A 15,296-nucleotide genomic window follows, 5' to 3' on the forward strand; every position below is an offset into this window, starting at 1 on the left:
ATGTTGGTGCGGGACGCCCTTCGGGGCCCTCGGACCAGCACGTCTGAAACCACCCGATAGGAACGGCACAGCTTGATGAATGCTCCGGCTCAGGAACTGGTGATTACACCTTATGTGACGCAGGATGATCTGATCATCCATGCGCATCGTGGCGTGTCAGATCGTCTGGTGCTGTGCTTCACCGGCATCGGCACCGATCCAGCCAAAGTGCCGGGTGTGGAATTCGCTCGCACTGCTACGGCAGATGGGCGTGACAACGTTTTGTTCATCATTGACCCCAACCGCACATGGTTGAACGGGGACGGGTTGATCGAACAGATTGTTGAACACGCACAACGGTTCGCACAGCAGGTTGGCGCCAAAGAGATGGTCACGCTGGGTCATTCGATGGGCGGGTATTCCGCCCTGTTGATGGCCAAGTTCCTGCCGGTGAAATCTGCCGTTGGTCTGGCGCCGCAATATTCGGTTCATCCGGATGTGGCCGCCGATGATCCGCGCTGGATGGATTACCGTGAACAGATCGAAACCCACCACATCCGTGGTCTGGGTGACTATCTGACCGAGGAAACGACCTATCACGTCTTCCACGGCACCCACGGGCGGGAACGGGCGCAGCGCGATCGCTTTCCCAAGTTTCCGACGCTCTATCACATGATCATGCCACAGACGGTGCACAACGTACCGCAGCGCATGAAACGCTTTGGCATCATGGATCAGATCATCCAGCTGAGCTTTGAGAATAAGGTCCGGCAGGTGCGCCTGCTGATGGCCGATAAAATGGGCGCCTTTCGGCGCGATATGAAAAAATACCCGGCGCTTGCGCCCTCATCTGAGGTATCATCATGAAAAACCTTGAAAACTACGCCCCCCAGCAAGAGGCGCTGCGCGCCTATATGCAAGAGAACGGCATGTATCGCGATGAGTTTGAACACTCATCTTGCGGTGTAGGTCTGGTGGTATCGCTGAACGGCAAACCCAGCCGTAAAGTTGTCGAATCCGGCATCACCGCACTGAAGGCGATCTGGCACCGTGGTGCTGTCGACGCTGACGGTAAAACTGGTGACGGCGCGGGTATCCACGTGCAAATTCCTGTGCCTTTCTTTTATGACCAGATTAAACGCACTGGCCATATTCCGCATGAAAATCGCTTGGTCGCAGTGGGTCAGGTGTTCCTACCGCGTACCGATTTCGGGGCGCAGGAAAAATGCCGGACCATCGTCGAAACCGAAGTGCTGCGCATGGGGCATTACATCTACGGCTGGCGCCACGTGCCAGTGGATGTGTCCTGCCTTGGTGAAAAGGCAAACGCCACCCGCCCTGAGATCGAGCAGATCCTGATTTCCAACGCCAAGGACATCACCGAAGAAGAGTTTGAGCGCGAGCTGTACGTGATCCGCCGCCGGATCGAAAAGGCAGCAACCGCTGCAGGCATCAACGGAATGTACCTGTGTTCGCTGTCCTGCCGGTCGATCATCTACAAGGGCATGATGCTGGCCGAACAGGTCGCGGATTTCTATCCTGATCTGCAGGATGACCGCTTCGAGAGTGCCTTTGCGATCTATCATCAGCGTTATTCCACCAACACTTTCCCTGAATGGTGGTTGGCCCAGCCGTTCCGTATGTTGGCCCACAACGGTGAAATCAACACGCTGAAAGGCAACGTCAACTGGATGAAGAGCCATGAGATCCGCATGGCCTCTGGCGCCTTTGGTGATTTGGCCGAAGACATCAAACCGATCATCCCCGCAGGCTCGTCCGACTCAGCCGCACTGGATTCGGTGTTTGAGGTTCTGGTGCGCGCGGGCCGCAACGCACCGATGGCGAAAACCATGTTGGTGCCTGAATCGTGGTCGAAACAGGCCAAGGAACTGCCGCAGGCGTGGCGTGACATGTATTCCTACTGCAACTCAGTCATGGAGCCATGGGACGGTCCCGCCGCATTGGCGATGACCGATGGTCGCTGGGTGTGCGCAGGTCTTGACCGCAATGGTTTGCGCCCGATGCGTTATGTCGTGACCGGTGACGATTTGCTGATTGCAGGGTCCGAGGCGGGCATGGTTCCGACCGACGAATCCAGCGTTAAAGAGAAAGGCGCACTGGGTCCGGGCCAACTGCTGGCTGTGGATATGGAAGAGGGCAAACTCTACCACGACACCGAAATGAAGGACAAACTGGCCGCTGCACAGCCGTTCGGTGAATGGGTCGGCAAGATTACGGACCTTGAGGCTGCGCTCTCTGGTCTGACCGAAAAGCCGATGTTCGCTGGTGCAGAACTGCGCAAGCGTCAGATCGCAGCCGGTTACAGCATCGAAGAGCTGGAACAGATCCTTGCGCCGATGGCCGAAGATGGCAAAGAGGCGCTGGCCTCGATGGGCGACGATACCCCATCGGCGGTTCTGTCGAACAAGTATCGCCCACTGAGCCATTTCTTCCGTCAGAACTTCTCTCAGGTGACCAACCCGCCGATCGATAGTTTGCGCGAATATCGCGTGATGTCGCTGAAAACGCGGTTTGGCAACCTGAAGAACGTGCTGGATGAAAGCAGTGCCCAAACCGAAATTTTGGTTTTGGACAGCCCGTTTGTCGGCAACGCCCAATGGGATGAGCTGTTGCGCCAGTTCAAGGCCGAACTGGTTGAGATTGATTGCACCTTCCCTGCCGGCGCCGGCGACAGCGCCCTGCGTGTTGAGTTGGAGCGTATCCGTGGCGAGGCAGAGGATGCCGTGCGCTCAGGCGCAGGTCACATCGTGCTGACCGATCAGCATCAGGGGGAGAAGCGCGTGGCTATGCCGATGATTCTGGCCACCAGCGCCGTGCACAGTCACCTGACCCGCAAGGGCCTGCGCACCTTCTGTTCGCTGAACGTGCGTTCCGCCGAATGCGTGGATCCGCATTACTTTGCCGTGCTGATCGGCTGTGGCGCGACCGTTGTGAATGCCTATCTAGCCGAAGATTCGCTGGCCGATCGTATCGAACGCGATCTCTTGGACTGTTCCCTGACCGAAGCGGTTGCGCGTTACCGTGATGCCATTGATCAGGGCCTGCTGAAGATCATGGCCAAGATGGGTATTTCGGTCATCTCGTCCTATCGTGGTGGTCTGAACTTCGAGGCGGTGGGTCTGTCCCGCGCCATGTGTGCCGAGTTTTTCCCCGGTATGATCAGCCGTATCTCCGGCATTGGCGTGTCGGGCATCCAGAAGAAGGTAGAAGAGGTCCACAGCATGGGTTGGGGCGGTGGCCGTGACGTGTTGCCGATCGGTGGGTTCTACAAGGCACGTAAATCGGGTGAGACCCACGCCTGGGAAGCGCAGTCGATGCACATCCTGCAAACCGCTTGTAACCGCGCGTCCTTCGAGATGTGGAAACAGTATTCGGCCAAGATGCAGTCGATGCCACCGATCCACTTGCGTGACCTTCTGGCGTTCAAACCGCTGGGCAAGGCGATCGGTATCGAAGAGGTGGAAAGCATCACTGCGATCCGCAAACGCTTCGTCACGCCAGGTATGTCGCTGGGCGCACTAAGCCCCGAGGCCCACAAAACCCTGAACGTTGCGATGAACCGCATCGGTGCCAAGTCGGATTCGGGCGAAGGCGGGGAAGACCCCGCACACTTCGTTCCTGAACCCAACGGTGATAACCCGTCGGCCAAGATCAAACAGGTGGCCTCGGGCCGTTTCGGTGTGACCGCCGAATACCTGAACCAGTGTGAAGAACTGGAGATTAAGGTGGCCCAAGGTGCGAAACCGGGTGAGGGCGGCCAGCTGCCGGGCATGAAAGTGACCGACCTGATCGCGCGCCTGCGTCACTCGACCAAAGGTGTGACCCTGATTTCGCCGCCGCCGCACCACGACATCTACTCGATCGAGGATCTGGCGCAGTTGATCTATGACCTGAAACAGATCAACCCGCGCTGTAAGGTGACGGTGAAACTGGTGGCTGCCTCTGGTGTTGGTACGATTGCCGCCGGTGTTGCCAAGGCAGAGGCCGACGTGATCCTGATTTCGGGTCACAACGGTGGGACTGGCGCATCGCCTGCAACCTCGATCAAACACGCGGGGCTGCCGTGGGAAATGGGTCTGACGGAGGCGCATCAGGTTCTGGCGATGAACAATCTGCGCGATCGCGTGACCCTGCGGACCGATGGCGGTCTGCGCACTGGTCGTGACATCGTGATCGCCGCCATGATGGGGGCCGAGGAATACGGCATCGGCACTGCCGCGCTGATCGCGATGGGCTGTATCATGGTGCGTCAGTGTCAGAGCAACACCTGTCCTGTAGGCGTCTGTACGCAGGATGAAGAGCTGCGTGGCAAGTTCACTGGCAACGCCGACAAGGTGGTGAACTTGATCACTTTCTACGCGCAGGAAGTTCGCGAAATCCTTGCCTCTATCGGTGCGCGTAGCATTGAAGAGGTGATTGGTCGCGCCGATCTGCTCAGTCAGGTGAGCCGTGGCTCGGCGCATCTGGATGACCTTGACCTGAACCCGCTGTTGATCACCGTCGATGGCGCACACGAGATTGTCTATAACCGTGACAAGGACCGCAATGCGGTGCCTGACACGCTGGACGCTGAGATTGTGCGTGATGCACGCCGCTTCCTTGAAGATGGCGAAAAGATGCAGCTGTCTTATGCGGTGCAGAACACGCACCGGACCGTGGGCACCCGCACCTCCAGCCACATCGTCAAGAACTTCGGGATGCGTAACGCGCTGCAAGAGGATCACCTGACGGTCAAACTGACCGGTTCCGCCGGTCAGGCGCTGGGCGCCTTTGCCGCGCCGGGTCTGAAACTGGAAGTGTCGGGCGACGCCAACGACTATGTGGGTAAGGGTCTGTCGGGCGGCACCATTGTGGTGCGTCCCCCGATGGCCAGTCCGCTGGTCGCCGCAGACAACACCATCATCGGTAACACCGTTCTTTATGGTGCGACCGACGGCCATTTGTTCGCGGCTGGCCGCGCGGGTGAACGTTTCGCTGTCCGCAACTCGGGTGCGAAAGTGGTGATTGAGGGCTGTGGGTCCAACGGTTGTGAATATATGACCGGCGGCGTGGCGGTTATCCTCGGCTCTATCGGCGCCAACTTCGGTGCGGGTATGACCGGCGGTATGGCCTACCTCTATGACCCAGAGGGCAAGGTTGACGAACTGATGAACATGGAGACGCTGGTGACCTGCCCCGTCACCGTGGCCCATTGGGAAGCGCAGCTGAAAGGTCTGATCGAACGCCATCTGGCAGAGACCGGCAGCCAGAAGGCCGCCCGCATCCTGCAACACTGGGACACTGAGGTGAAAAACTTCACACAAGTGTGCCCGAAAGAGATGCTGGTGCACATCCCGCATCCCTTGAGTGTGGAAAAGCAGGCTGTGCCGGCTGAGTGATCATCCAGAGTGACGACATGACCATCTAAAACAGGAAAGCCGGGGCCAAGTGCACCGGCTTTCGCTTCTGGAACGGGAAAGCACCTTTCAATGCTCCGCAAATACTCATGGTGCGCGCTTGCTAGTTAACGGACAGTAAGGGATTGCCGGCTGGCCCAAGGCGCTGCAACGCAGTAAACTGCCCCTAAGCCCCTCCGTAGAGAAGGGCTGGTTTGAGGATTGTGTGGTATGGCAAAAGGCAAGAAGCAGGATGTGCAGGAGTTGGGCCTTTGGGGGCGCTTCAAGCGCATTGTTTATTTCAAGGTCCTGCGGCTCTTGGGGCGTGGGGTACGGATTGCGATGTATCTGGCTGCCCTGATGATTTTGTGGGTCGCCAGTTACAGCCTGATTAACCCGCCGACCACGATCTATATTCAGCAGGAAAAGGCGCGACTGGGATCGCTCAAGCAGACTTGGGTGCCATTGGATCAGATTGCGCCGGTGATGCAGAGGTCCGTGGTGGCAGCAGAGGATGCGAATTTCTGTGCTCACTGGGGGTTTGACATGGAGGCAATCCGCGCGGCTATCGCGGCTGGTGGGCGGCGCGGGGGATCGACGCTAACGCAGCAGGTGGTGAAAAACGCCCACCTCTGGCACGGCCGAACCTATGTCCGAAAAACGATGGAGGCGACGTTAACGCCCTTTGTCGAATTGTTCTGGTCCAAGCGGCGTATTCTTGAGGTTTATTTGAATATCGCTGAATTTGACGAGGGCGTTTTTGGCGTCGGTGCCGCCGCCCAGCATTATTTTGGCGTCGGCGCGGCAGAGCTGTCGCCGGTGCAGGCGGCGCGGTTGGCGGCGATTTTGCCGTCGCCGAAATCGCGCTCCGCCATTCGACCGGCGGAGTTTACGCGTCGGCAGGCGGCACGAATCTTGGATGGGGCAGAAACAATCCGCCGTGATGGCCGTGCGGCCTGTTTCGAGGATTGAAAACCGCCCGCCAAAAAGGCATTGAAGGGGCATTCCCCGCCCCGCAGGTAGTTCGTAAGGTGTGATCCCATGGCCAAGCTGTATCATTTTCCCTTGTCCCCTTTTTGCCGCAAGCTGCGCCTTGTGCTGGCTGAAAAGCGGATCGAGGTTGAGTTGAGCGAAGAGCGTTATTGGGAACAGGATCCCGATTTCATGCGCCGCAATCCTGCCGGTAAGGTACCAGTGCTGAAACTGGACGGCATGATGATGTCTGAAAGCACTGCCATTATCGAATATCTGGAGGAAGCCTATCCCGATCCCGCCCTCCTGCCGCGGAGCAAGCAGGCCCGGTTCGAAGCGCGGCGCATTGCGGCGTGGTTTGATGATAAATTTCATCACGAAGTCACCTCCAAGCTGCTCTATGAGCGGGTGCATAAGAAGGTGATGGGCCAAGGCTATCCTGACAGTAAGAACATCAAGGCAGGCGCTCAGCGGATCAAATACCATCTGGATTACATGGCGTGGCTGCTCGATCAGCGTCGCTGGCTGGCGGGCGATCAGATGAGCATCGCCGATTTCGCCGCTGCAGCGCATCTGTCATCGCTGGACTATATCAGCGACGTGGACTGGAACCGCCATGAGGTGGTGAAAGACTGGTATGCCAAGATTAAATCGCGGCCCGCTTTCCGCTCGATCCTAGCCGATCAGGTGCCCGGCTTTCCGCCGCCGCTGCATTATGCGGATCTGGATTTTTGATCTAGGCTAGCGATGGAGGCTTGGCCCCCTTGGCTATCGGCCAATTCCCCCAGAGTATTTCAGGGAACATTGAAATGGCTGACGGGCTGAAACAGAGACTGGTTGCGCAGGCGATTGCCGAAGGGTTCGACCTAGCGCGCATCTGTCGGCCTTGGGATGTGCCACAGGTGTCTGAACGTCTGAAGGCATTTCTGGAGGCAGGCTATCACGGCCAGATGGGATGGATGGAAGAGCGCACCCATTGGCGTAGCAATCCAGCCGCTCTTTGGCCCGAGGCGCAATCCGTTATCATGCTGGGGGAAAGCTACACGCCGCAGCATGATCCGGCAGAGGTGTTGCAGCATTCCGAATTGGGCGCGATTTCTGTTTATGCGCAGAATAAAGACTACCATGATCTGGTCAAGAAACGGCTAAAACGACTGGCGCGCTGGTTGATCGCCGAAGTGGGGGATGAGGCGCAGGTGAAGGTGTTCGTGGACACCGCGCCGGTGCCGGAAAAGCCGCTGGGGCAGGCGGCGGGACTGGGGTGGCAGGGCAAACATACCAATCTGGTCAGCCGCGATCTGGGGAGTTGGTTCTTTATTGGTTCAATCTTTACCACGGTCAAATTAGACACTGATCCAGCAGAAAGAGACCATTGTGGGTCCTGTAATGCCTGTCAGGTGGCCTGTCCGACGGATGCTTTCCCTGCACCCTATCAGTTAGATGCGCGGCGCTGCATTTCCTATCTGACGATTGAACACCACGGGCCGGTGGATGAGGATTTGCGCGCGCTGATGGGCAATCGGATCTATGGCTGCGATGATTGCCTGAACGCCTGCCCGTGGAACAAATTTGCCGTCGAAGCGCGCGAGCTGCGCTATCTGGCGCGGGATGAGTTGAAGGCACCAAGGTTGGCAGAGCTGGCGGCGCTGGATGACGCAGGCTTCCGGGCCTTTTTCAGCGGCTCCCCGATTAAGCGGATCGGGCGTAACCGGTTTGTGCGCAATGTCCTCTACGCGATCGGAAACTCCGGCGATGCGGCTTTGTTGCCAGTGGCGCGGGGGCTGACCGATGATGAGGATGACACCGTGCGCGATGCGGCGCGTTGGGCGGCGAAAAGAATTTTGTAAAGCATACTTTACATTTTGAGCAGCTTCCTTGAATGTAAAGTCGACTTTACAAATGAGGGCATTATGAAACGCTATATTCTAGAACTGTCCGTCGCCTTAATTGTCTATGGTCTGTCGTTTGTGTTGGCAGCCTATGTGCATGGATATACCGATCTGGGGCCGCATTATCCTATCCTTCTGGCGCTGTTGCCGACACCCGCGACGGTGCTGGTGGCGTGGGTGGTTTGGCGCAATCTGCGTCTGATGGATGAGATGCAACTCCGGCAGCAGCTAGAGGCGCTGGGGATAGGCTTTGCCCTGACCGCGCTGGTGACATTCAACTACGGTTTTCTAGAGGCGGTTGGCCTGCCGCGGCAAAGCGCGTTTTGGGTCTGGCCACTGATGGCGTGTTGCTGGATGCTGTCGCAGATCATTGTAAAGTTGCGCTACAGATGAGCCTGACAAATGATGTGCGCACCCTGCGCAAGGCAGCGGGTTGGACGCAGGCAGAGCTGGCTGAGCGCTGTGATGTATCACGCCAGACAATCATTGCGATTGAACGTGGCAAATATGAACCCAGCCTGTCATTGGCGTTTGTGCTTGCACGGATCTTTGACAAACCGATTGAGCATATATTCACTGAAGCGGAGGAATAGAGTGTCGGCTGCATAGTTCGACACGCACAATCGCGACAGCGGGTTGAAACAGACCTTCCCCCGCGCGGGGAACTGCCTATCTTATCAACAGATAAGAACAGGAGGGCGCTAAATGTCCAAATATGTCAAAGACCCCGCCGTCATTGCCACCCTGACCGAAGAACAGCGATGGGTGACACAGGAGAGCGGCACCGAACGCGCGGGCACTGGTGCCCTGTTGGGTAATAAAGAACCCGGGATCTACGTTGATATTGTGTCGGGAGAGCCGCTTTTTGCCTCTTCGGACAAATATGAATCGGGTTGTGGCTGGCCTAGCTTTACCAAGCCAATTGAACCTGCACATATCGCAGAATTGACGGATCGCAGTTATGGCATGGTTCGTACGGAGGTGCGGTCCGCCCATGGGGACAGCCATTTGGGCCATGTTTTTCCCGACGGCCCGCCGGATCGTGGGGGCTTGCGCTATTGCATCAACTCGGCCTCCTTGCGGTTTGTGCATCGCGATGACATGCAGGCGGAAGGATACGGTGACTACCTCAACCAAGTGGAGGATATCTGATGAACGAACGTGCAGTACTGGCTGGCGGCTGTTTCTGGGGCATGCAGGATTTGATCCGCAGGCTGCCCGGCGTTACGGGCACCCGTGTGGGCTACACCGGCGGTGATGTTGAAAACGCCACCTACAAGAACCACGGCACCCATGCCGAAGGGATCGAGATTCTGTTTGATCCAACCCAGACCAGCTATCGCAAGCTGTTGGAGTTTTTCTTCCAGATCCATGATCCGACCACGGTGAACCGTCAGGGCAATGATCTGGGGATGAGCTATCGGTCTGCCATCTACTATGTGGATGAGGATCAGAAAGCTGTGGCGCTGGACACGATTGCGGATGTGGATGCCTCTCAACTTTGGCCTGGTAAGGTGGTCACAGAGGTGGAGCCGGTCGGCGCCTTCTGGGATGCCGAGGAGGAGCATCAGGACTATCTGGAAAAGCATCCCAATGGCTACACATGCCACTTCCCTCGCGCAGACTGGGTTCTGCCGAAACGAGCGTAATTCGTCCCGAAACAGGCTCAACCCGCTGGATTAGAGACTGTGGTTGAAATAGTGGCAAACACAAAAACGGGCGCTCTACCGGGCGCCCGTTTCCGTATTCCACTTCATAACTTAGGATCAGAAGCGGAAGTTAACTTTGGCTGCGATGGTGGTCGCCTCAACATCGACGCCGCTGCCATTAAAGTCATCAACTTCGTGGTACAGAATTTCACCGCCAACCGACACTTGGTCGGTGACTCTATGCTCATAGCCTGCGCCGATGAAATAGCCGGTGTCGTCGCCCAGCGTGTCCACATCAATGCGTACCGCACCGGCGGTCCCATAGAGCAGGCCATCGCCCAGATCATACCCTGCACGGACCTTCAGGCGTGCTGCGGATTCCACATCGTTGCCACCCAGGTCAATGTCCAGACGATCATAATCAATTCCGCCACCAATAACCCAGTCGCCCAGATCGTAGTCGTAGCCAGCGGACAAGCCGTAGAAGCCGCCGTCTGCGTCAAGGGCGCCTGCCTCGATATCAGCATAGCCAAGATTCAAACCGACGTAGCCGCCAGTCCAGGGTGCTGCAACGGGTGCGAGAGAAACGGGTTCCGGCGTCGGGTCCACCGGTGCCGGATCAGCAGACCCAGCAAAGGCAGGTGCTGCGGTCAGAGTGGCGACAACACCCGTCAGAATGAGTTTGTTTAAGGTCATCCTCGTATCCTTTCAATCCAAACACTTCACGGATGCGACCCAATCGACGCGCCCCGCAGCGTTTCGTGATGACACTGAGATAGGGAAAAAACTGGTAAAGGAAACCAAGGCACAGATGAGCGGCAGATCCCTGCCTGATCTGCCCCAAGGAATGCGCCATTAAACGCCTGTTCACGGATTTTCTTCGCAATGTGAAGATGACACCCCTTTAATTCAGGCGTCCCCGTTACAGTGAGTGTAGCTGAAATGCCCGTTTCAGGCAAATAAGGTGGCGTTGGTTTCGCGCAGGGCCTTCTTCTGCACTTTGCCCATTGTGTTGCGCGGTAAGGCGTCGATTAGTAGAATTTCTTTGGGCTGTTTGAACTTCGCCAGATTGTGGGCGCAGGCCGCGGCCACCTCTTCGGCCGTTAAATCAGGGCGGCTGGGCACAACGATGGCCACCACGGCCTCGCCGAAATCGGGGTGGGGTACGCCAATCACCGCGCTTTCCTGTACACCGGGCAGATCGTCGATCAGGCTCTCAACCTCTTTGGGATAGACGTTGAAGCCGCCGGTGATGATCAGATCCTTGGCGCGGCCCACGATGGTCACGTAACCGTCACTGTCCTGTTGAGCGAGATCGCCGGTGATGAACCAGCCATCGGGGCGTAGCTCCTCGGCGGTTTTTTCAGGCATCTGCCAGTAGCCTTGGAAGACGTTGTCGCCACGCACCTCGATAATGCCGATATCGCCCTGCGGCACCTCTGCACCGTCTTTCATAATCCGCAACTCCACCCCTGGCAGTGGGAAACCAACGGTACCCGCGCGGCGTTCGCCCTCATATGGGTTTGAGGTGCTCATGTTGGTTTCGGTCATGCCATAGCGTTCAAGGATGCGGTGGCTGGTACGTGCCTGCCATTGCTCATGGGTGTCCACCAGCAAGGGGGCAGAGCCTGAGATGAACAGGCGCATATTGGCGGCATGTTTGGGTGTCAGGCGGTCGTGTTGCAAAAGACGGGTGTAGAATGTCGGCACGCCCATCAGCGCGGTGGCCTGTGGCATGGCGTTAAGGATTTCATCGGCATCAAAGCCAGACAAGAACACGGTGGAGGCACCAGACAGCAACGCCACATTGGTGGCCACAAACAGTCCGTGGGTGTGAAAGATTGGCAGTGCGTGGATCAGTACGTCATCCGCCGTGAACCGCCACAGATCAACTAGCATTTCAGAGTTGCTAGCAAGGTTTCTGTGGCTGAGCATCGCGCCCTTTGACCGGCCGGTGGTGCCCGATGTGTAAAGGATCGCTGCCAGATCATCGCCGCCACGTGGCACAGGGATGAAGGCAGTGTCTGCTTCTGGCAAATCCGCTGTCAGGCTGCCCTGACCGGCGCTGTCGAGCGTCAGAACAGTGGCGTCTTTGGCCAAGGGGGTCAGTTCATCCATACGAGAGGGATCGCAGACCAAGAGGCGCGGCGTGGCGTCGGTGAGGAAATAGTCGACCTCCGCCGCCGTATAGGCGGTGTTGAGCGGTAAGAAGATCCCACCTGCCATAACAGTTCCAAGATATAGCTGAACTGCTTCCAGCGTTTTGGCGACCTGAACCGCCACGCGGTCCCCAGGCTCTAGACCCAGTGCGATCAGCCGCTGTGCCAACGCCTGTGCGCCGGAAAACAGTTGCGCATAGGTGATATCTGGCTGATCAGGTCGGGTGGCAAAGACCTTCGCTGGGGTGGTTGCCGCGCCATGGGACAGACGGTGGATCAGGTAATTGGTATCATACATGGCGCAGTCTCGATCATTTATATGGCCGTAGTATCACGGCCACCTATGTTTCGCATGGTTTTTCCCCAAAGCAAGGCTGTAGCATGGCTATAGCTCGCGAAAGGACACGCTATGAATCCGGTCAAGGGGATTGCCCTCAAACTCTGCTCTGTGGTGATGTTCATCACTATGGCCTCGCTGATCAAAGCCACTTCACAGCATGTCCCGCCGGGGGAGGCTGTGTTCTTTCGCTCTTTCTTCGCTTTGCCGGTGATCTTTGTCTGGCTGGGGTTGCGCGGCGATCTGCGTACAGGGTTGAAGGTGAAGTCACCGATTGCGCATTTCTGGCGCGGGTTAATCGGGACTGCAGCGATGGGGCTGGGCTTTGCCGGTCTGGGGCTGCTGCCTTTGCCTGAAGTGACGGCGATCGGCTATGCGGCACCGTTGTTGACGGTTGTGTTCGCTGCGATGTTTCTGGGCGAAGAGGTGCGGGCGTTCCGAATGTTTGCGGTGGGCCTCGGCCTCTTGGGTGTTCTCATTGTGATTGAGCCGCGTTTGACCCTGTTTCAGGGTGAAACCATGCAGACGATGCAGGCGCTGGGCGTGGCGTTTACGCTGATGGGAGCGACGTTTGCAGCACTTGCTCAGATCCACATCCGCAACATGGTGCAGACTGAGCAGACATCGGCAATCGTCTTCTATTTTTCGCTGACGGCGACGGGGTTGTCGCTGCTGACGCTGCCCTTTGGGTGGGTGCTGCCCACGGGTGAGGAGGCGGCGTTGCTTATTATTGCCGGTGTGCTGGGCGGTATGGCGCAGATTTTCCTGACCTCGTCCTATCGATTCGCGGGGGCGTCAGTGGTGGCGCCGTTTGATTACGCATCGATGATTTTTGCACTGGGGATCGGCTATTTCATATTTGATGAGGTGCCGACGATGCAGATGCTGGGCGGCGCGACGCTGGTGGTGTTTGCGGGGGTGTTGATCATCCTGCGCGAACACGCGCTGGGCCTGCGCCGGTCCAAGGCACGGTCGGGTATGACCCCGCAGGGGTGAGGCTCTTTCACCGGGTCACGCAGTGAGCCGGTTCGTGCCCGATCCCGCCCCCAAGGGCGGGCACGAATTCTGGCCGATCTCAATTTGTGGAAGGTGTCGTGGTATATGGCGCTGGCACTTGTTTCAGGGCCGCCCTCGGGATCGGGCACGAACCTACCCGAAGCGTTACGACGCTAAGTCGCTCGGGCTGTCGCCCGAGCGTTTGTTTTGGGTCAGCTTACCCTGCCGCCGCCTGCTCATCTGCTTTCTGACGCAGCGCTGCGCGTTTGGTGCTGATGGAGGCGATGATCACCCCAATTGTCACCACACCGATCATCAGCGTTGATAATGCGTTGATCTGCGGGTTTACACCCAGTCGCACTGCGGACCAGATCTTCATCGGCAGGGTGGTGGCATCGGGGCCAGTGGTGAAGTTGGCGATCACCAGATCATCCAGCGACAGCGTAAACGCCAGTAGCCAGCCTGAGATGACAGCAGGCGCAATAATCGGCAGTGTCACAAGGCGGAAGCTTTCAAACGGGGTGCACCCCAGATCCAGAGCCGCCTCTTCCAGCGATTTGTCAAAACTGACAAGGCGCGAGGACACAACAACCGACACGTAGCACATAGCAAAGGTCGCATGAGCCAGAATGATCGTATGCGCGCCCATCTGGGTAAAGATCGGCTTGAACAGCAGGAACAGCGACAGGCCGGTGATCACTTCTGGCATCACCAGCGGCGCAAAGATCATGCCGGAAAACAGCGTCCGCCCCATGAATCGCCCGCCGCGCACCATCACATAGGCCGCCATCGTGCCAAGGATCGTCGCCAGCGTAGAGGAGGCAACGGCAACCTTGATGGTCACCCATGCCGCATCCAGCATCTGATCATTGCGCATCAGCTCACCGTACCATTTGGTCGAAAAGCCCGCCCAGACCGTCACCAGTTTCGAGGCGTTGAAGCTGTAGATCACCAGAATGATCATCGGCAGGTAGAGGAAGGCAAACCCCAGCGTCAGCGAGGTGGCGTTGAACCAAGTAAACCGCTTCATTATTCGGCCTCCCGCTGTTTTTGCTCGTTCCGCTGGAACAGGATGATCGGAATGATCAGGATCAGCAGCAGCACAACAGCCACCGCCGCCGCCACCGGCCAGTCACGATTAGAGAAGAACTCTTCCCACAGAACCTTGCCGATCATCAGCGTGGATGATCCGCCCAAAAGCGAGGGGATCACAAATTCACCGATCGCGGGGATAAAGACGAGGAAGCTGCCCGCGATGATGCCGCCCTTGGACAGTGGGATGGTCACCAGCCAGAAGGCTTTGAACCGTGAACAGCCCAGATCCTCAGCCGCTTCCAGCAGGCTGGCATCCAGCTTTTCCAGCGCCGAATAGATCGGCAGGATCATGAACGGCAGGTAAGTGTAAACGATGCCGATATAGACCGCGGTGTTGGTGTTGAGGATGATCAGCGGATCACTGATCAGGCCCAGCCCCATCAGCAGCTGGTTTAGCAGGCCCTCTTGGCTAAGGATGCCCATCCACGCATAAACACGGATCAGGAAGCTGGTCCAGAACGGCAGGATGATCAGCATCATCAGTGTCGCCCGCCATTCCTGCGGCGCCTGCGCCATGCCATAGGCGATGGGATAGCCGACCAGCAGCGCTAGCAGGGTCGAAATAGTGGCGATCTTCAGGCTGGAGACATAGGCCTTCCAGTAAAGGTCATCCTCTGTCAGCCAGACAAAGTTTTCCATGTCGAGCGCAGCAAAGAAGCCTTTCAACCCCTCCCAGCCCGCAGAAATATCAATCTGCGGCGTATAGGGTGGGATCGATAGCGCGGTGTCGCTGAGGGCGATTTTCAGCACGATCACAAAGGGGATCAGGAACAGCGCCAGCAGCCACAGATACGGGACGGAGATAAGGAAAAGACGCCGCATCA

14 protein-coding genes are annotated in these 15,296 nt (G+C 57.6%); 10 read left to right on the top strand and 4 right to left on the bottom strand.

What is annotated here, in order from left to right:
- Positions 1–75 precede the first annotated feature (75 nt).
- From MHM86_RS16295 to msrA, 9 genes are all read left to right on the top strand, one after another.
- Entirely contained in the window at positions 76–846 is a 771-nt protein-coding gene (locus tag MHM86_RS16295) for an alpha/beta hydrolase (RefSeq protein ID WP_239201451.1), read from the top strand.
- Positions 843–5,378, top strand: coding sequence for a glutamate synthase large subunit (gene gltB / locus MHM86_RS16300; protein WP_239201453.1), 4,536 nt, complete (start codon positions 843–845; stop codon positions 5,376–5,378). Before MHM86_RS16295 ends, gltB begins: the two co-directional genes overlap by 4 nt.
- Positions 5,379–5,606: 228 nt before the next feature.
- On the top strand, positions 5,607–6,347 hold the full coding sequence (gene mtgA, locus MHM86_RS16305) for a monofunctional biosynthetic peptidoglycan transglycosylase (RefSeq protein ID WP_239201455.1): 741 nt from the start codon (positions 5,607–5,609) through the stop codon (positions 6,345–6,347).
- Positions 6,348–6,416: 69 nt separating this feature from the next.
- Positions 6,417–7,082: a glutathione S-transferase family protein gene (locus MHM86_RS16310; protein WP_239201457.1), complete on the top strand. Its 666-nt coding sequence runs from the start codon at positions 6,417–6,419 to the stop codon at positions 7,080–7,082.
- Between the two features lie 74 nt (positions 7,083–7,156).
- A complete protein-coding gene (gene queG, locus MHM86_RS16315) occupies positions 7,157–8,194 on the top strand; it encodes a tRNA epoxyqueuosine(34) reductase QueG (protein ID WP_239201460.1) in 1,038 nt (345 codons plus the stop codon).
- Between the two features lie 63 nt (positions 8,195–8,257).
- Positions 8,258–8,629 (top strand): hypothetical protein, encoded by a 372-nt coding sequence (locus MHM86_RS16320; RefSeq protein ID WP_239201463.1) that lies wholly within the window; start codon positions 8,258–8,260, stop codon positions 8,627–8,629.
- Positions 8,626–8,829 carry a helix-turn-helix transcriptional regulator gene (locus MHM86_RS16325; protein WP_239201465.1) on the top strand — a complete coding sequence of 68 codons (204 nt, stop codon included), beginning with the start codon at positions 8,626–8,628 and terminating at the stop codon, positions 8,827–8,829. Before MHM86_RS16320 ends, MHM86_RS16325 begins: the two co-directional genes overlap by 4 nt.
- A 112-nt stretch (positions 8,830–8,941) precedes the next feature.
- Positions 8,942–9,388: a peptide-methionine (R)-S-oxide reductase MsrB gene (msrB, locus tag MHM86_RS16330; protein ID WP_239201466.1), complete on the top strand. Its 447-nt coding sequence runs from the start codon at positions 8,942–8,944 to the stop codon at positions 9,386–9,388.
- The gene (msrA, locus tag MHM86_RS16335; protein ID WP_370644208.1) at positions 9,385–9,885 is read left to right on the top strand and encodes a peptide-methionine (S)-S-oxide reductase MsrA; all 501 of its coding nucleotides are present in this window, start codon (positions 9,385–9,387) and stop codon (positions 9,883–9,885) included. Before msrB ends, msrA begins: the two co-directional genes overlap by 4 nt.
- 117 nt (positions 9,886–10,002) lie before the next feature.
- Here msrA and MHM86_RS16340 read toward each other — a convergent pair whose 3' ends face one another.
- Positions 10,003–10,581 carry an outer membrane protein gene (locus MHM86_RS16340; RefSeq protein ID WP_239201470.1) on the bottom strand — a complete coding sequence of 193 codons (579 nt, stop codon included), beginning with the start codon at positions 10,579–10,581 and terminating at the stop codon, positions 10,003–10,005.
- Between the two features lie 255 nt (positions 10,582–10,836).
- Entirely contained in the window at positions 10,837–12,342 is a 1,506-nt protein-coding gene (locus tag MHM86_RS16345; protein WP_239201474.1) for a malonyl-CoA synthase, read from the bottom strand.
- Between the two features lie 111 nt (positions 12,343–12,453).
- Here MHM86_RS16345 and MHM86_RS16350 point away from each other — a divergent pair, with 111 nt between their 5' ends.
- The gene (locus MHM86_RS16350) at positions 12,454–13,377 is read left to right on the top strand and encodes a DMT family transporter (RefSeq protein WP_239201476.1); all 924 of its coding nucleotides are present in this window, start codon (positions 12,454–12,456) and stop codon (positions 13,375–13,377) included.
- A 217-nt stretch (positions 13,378–13,594) separates the two neighbouring features.
- On the opposite strand, the gene MHM86_RS16355 is transcribed toward MHM86_RS16350, so the two are convergent.
- On the bottom strand, positions 13,595–14,407 hold the full coding sequence (locus tag MHM86_RS16355) for an ABC transporter permease (protein ID WP_239201478.1): 813 nt from the start codon (positions 14,405–14,407) through the stop codon (positions 13,595–13,597).
- Positions 14,407–15,294 (bottom strand): ABC transporter permease subunit, encoded by an 888-nt coding sequence (locus MHM86_RS16360; RefSeq protein WP_239201599.1) that lies wholly within the window; start codon positions 15,292–15,294, stop codon positions 14,407–14,409. Before MHM86_RS16360 ends, MHM86_RS16355 begins: the two co-directional genes overlap by 1 nt.
- Positions 15,295–15,296 lie beyond the last annotated feature (2 nt).

The sequence above is a fragment of the Thalassobius sp. Cn5-15 genome (genome assembly GCF_022347685.1).
In the GTDB taxonomy this organism is placed as follows: domain Bacteria; phylum Pseudomonadota; class Alphaproteobacteria; order Rhodobacterales; family Rhodobacteraceae; genus Thalassobius.

Excerpts from the sequence above, each read along its gene's own strand:
- MHM86_RS16295 (WP_239201451.1), top strand. The coding sequence starts at position 76 with ATGAATGCTCCGGCTCAGGAACTGGTGATTACACCTTATGTGACGCAG.
- gltB (WP_239201453.1), top strand. The coding sequence starts at position 843 with ATGAAAAACCTTGAAAACTACGCCCCCCAGCAAGAGGCGCTGCGCGCC.
- mtgA (WP_239201455.1), top strand. The coding sequence starts at position 5,607 with ATGGCAAAAGGCAAGAAGCAGGATGTGCAGGAGTTGGGCCTTTGGGGG.
- MHM86_RS16310 (WP_239201457.1), top strand. The coding sequence starts at position 6,417 with ATGGCCAAGCTGTATCATTTTCCCTTGTCCCCTTTTTGCCGCAAGCTG.
- queG (WP_239201460.1), top strand. The coding sequence starts at position 7,157 with ATGGCTGACGGGCTGAAACAGAGACTGGTTGCGCAGGCGATTGCCGAA.
- MHM86_RS16320 (WP_239201463.1), top strand. The coding sequence starts at position 8,258 with ATGAAACGCTATATTCTAGAACTGTCCGTCGCCTTAATTGTCTATGGT.
- MHM86_RS16325 (WP_239201465.1), top strand. The coding sequence starts at position 8,626 with ATGAGCCTGACAAATGATGTGCGCACCCTGCGCAAGGCAGCGGGTTGG.
- msrB (WP_239201466.1), top strand. The coding sequence starts at position 8,942 with ATGTCCAAATATGTCAAAGACCCCGCCGTCATTGCCACCCTGACCGAA.
- MHM86_RS16340 (WP_239201470.1), bottom strand. The coding sequence starts at position 10,581 with ATGACCTTAAACAAACTCATTCTGACGGGTGTTGTCGCCACTCTGACC.
- MHM86_RS16345 (WP_239201474.1), bottom strand. The coding sequence starts at position 12,342 with ATGTATGATACCAATTACCTGATCCACCGTCTGTCCCATGGCGCGGCA.
- MHM86_RS16350 (WP_239201476.1), top strand. The coding sequence starts at position 12,454 with ATGAATCCGGTCAAGGGGATTGCCCTCAAACTCTGCTCTGTGGTGATG.
- MHM86_RS16355 (WP_239201478.1), bottom strand. The coding sequence starts at position 14,407 with ATGAAGCGGTTTACTTGGTTCAACGCCACCTCGCTGACGCTGGGGTTT.
- MHM86_RS16360 (WP_239201599.1), bottom strand. The coding sequence starts at position 15,294 with ATGCGGCGTCTTTTCCTTATCTCCGTCCCGTATCTGTGGCTGCTGGCG.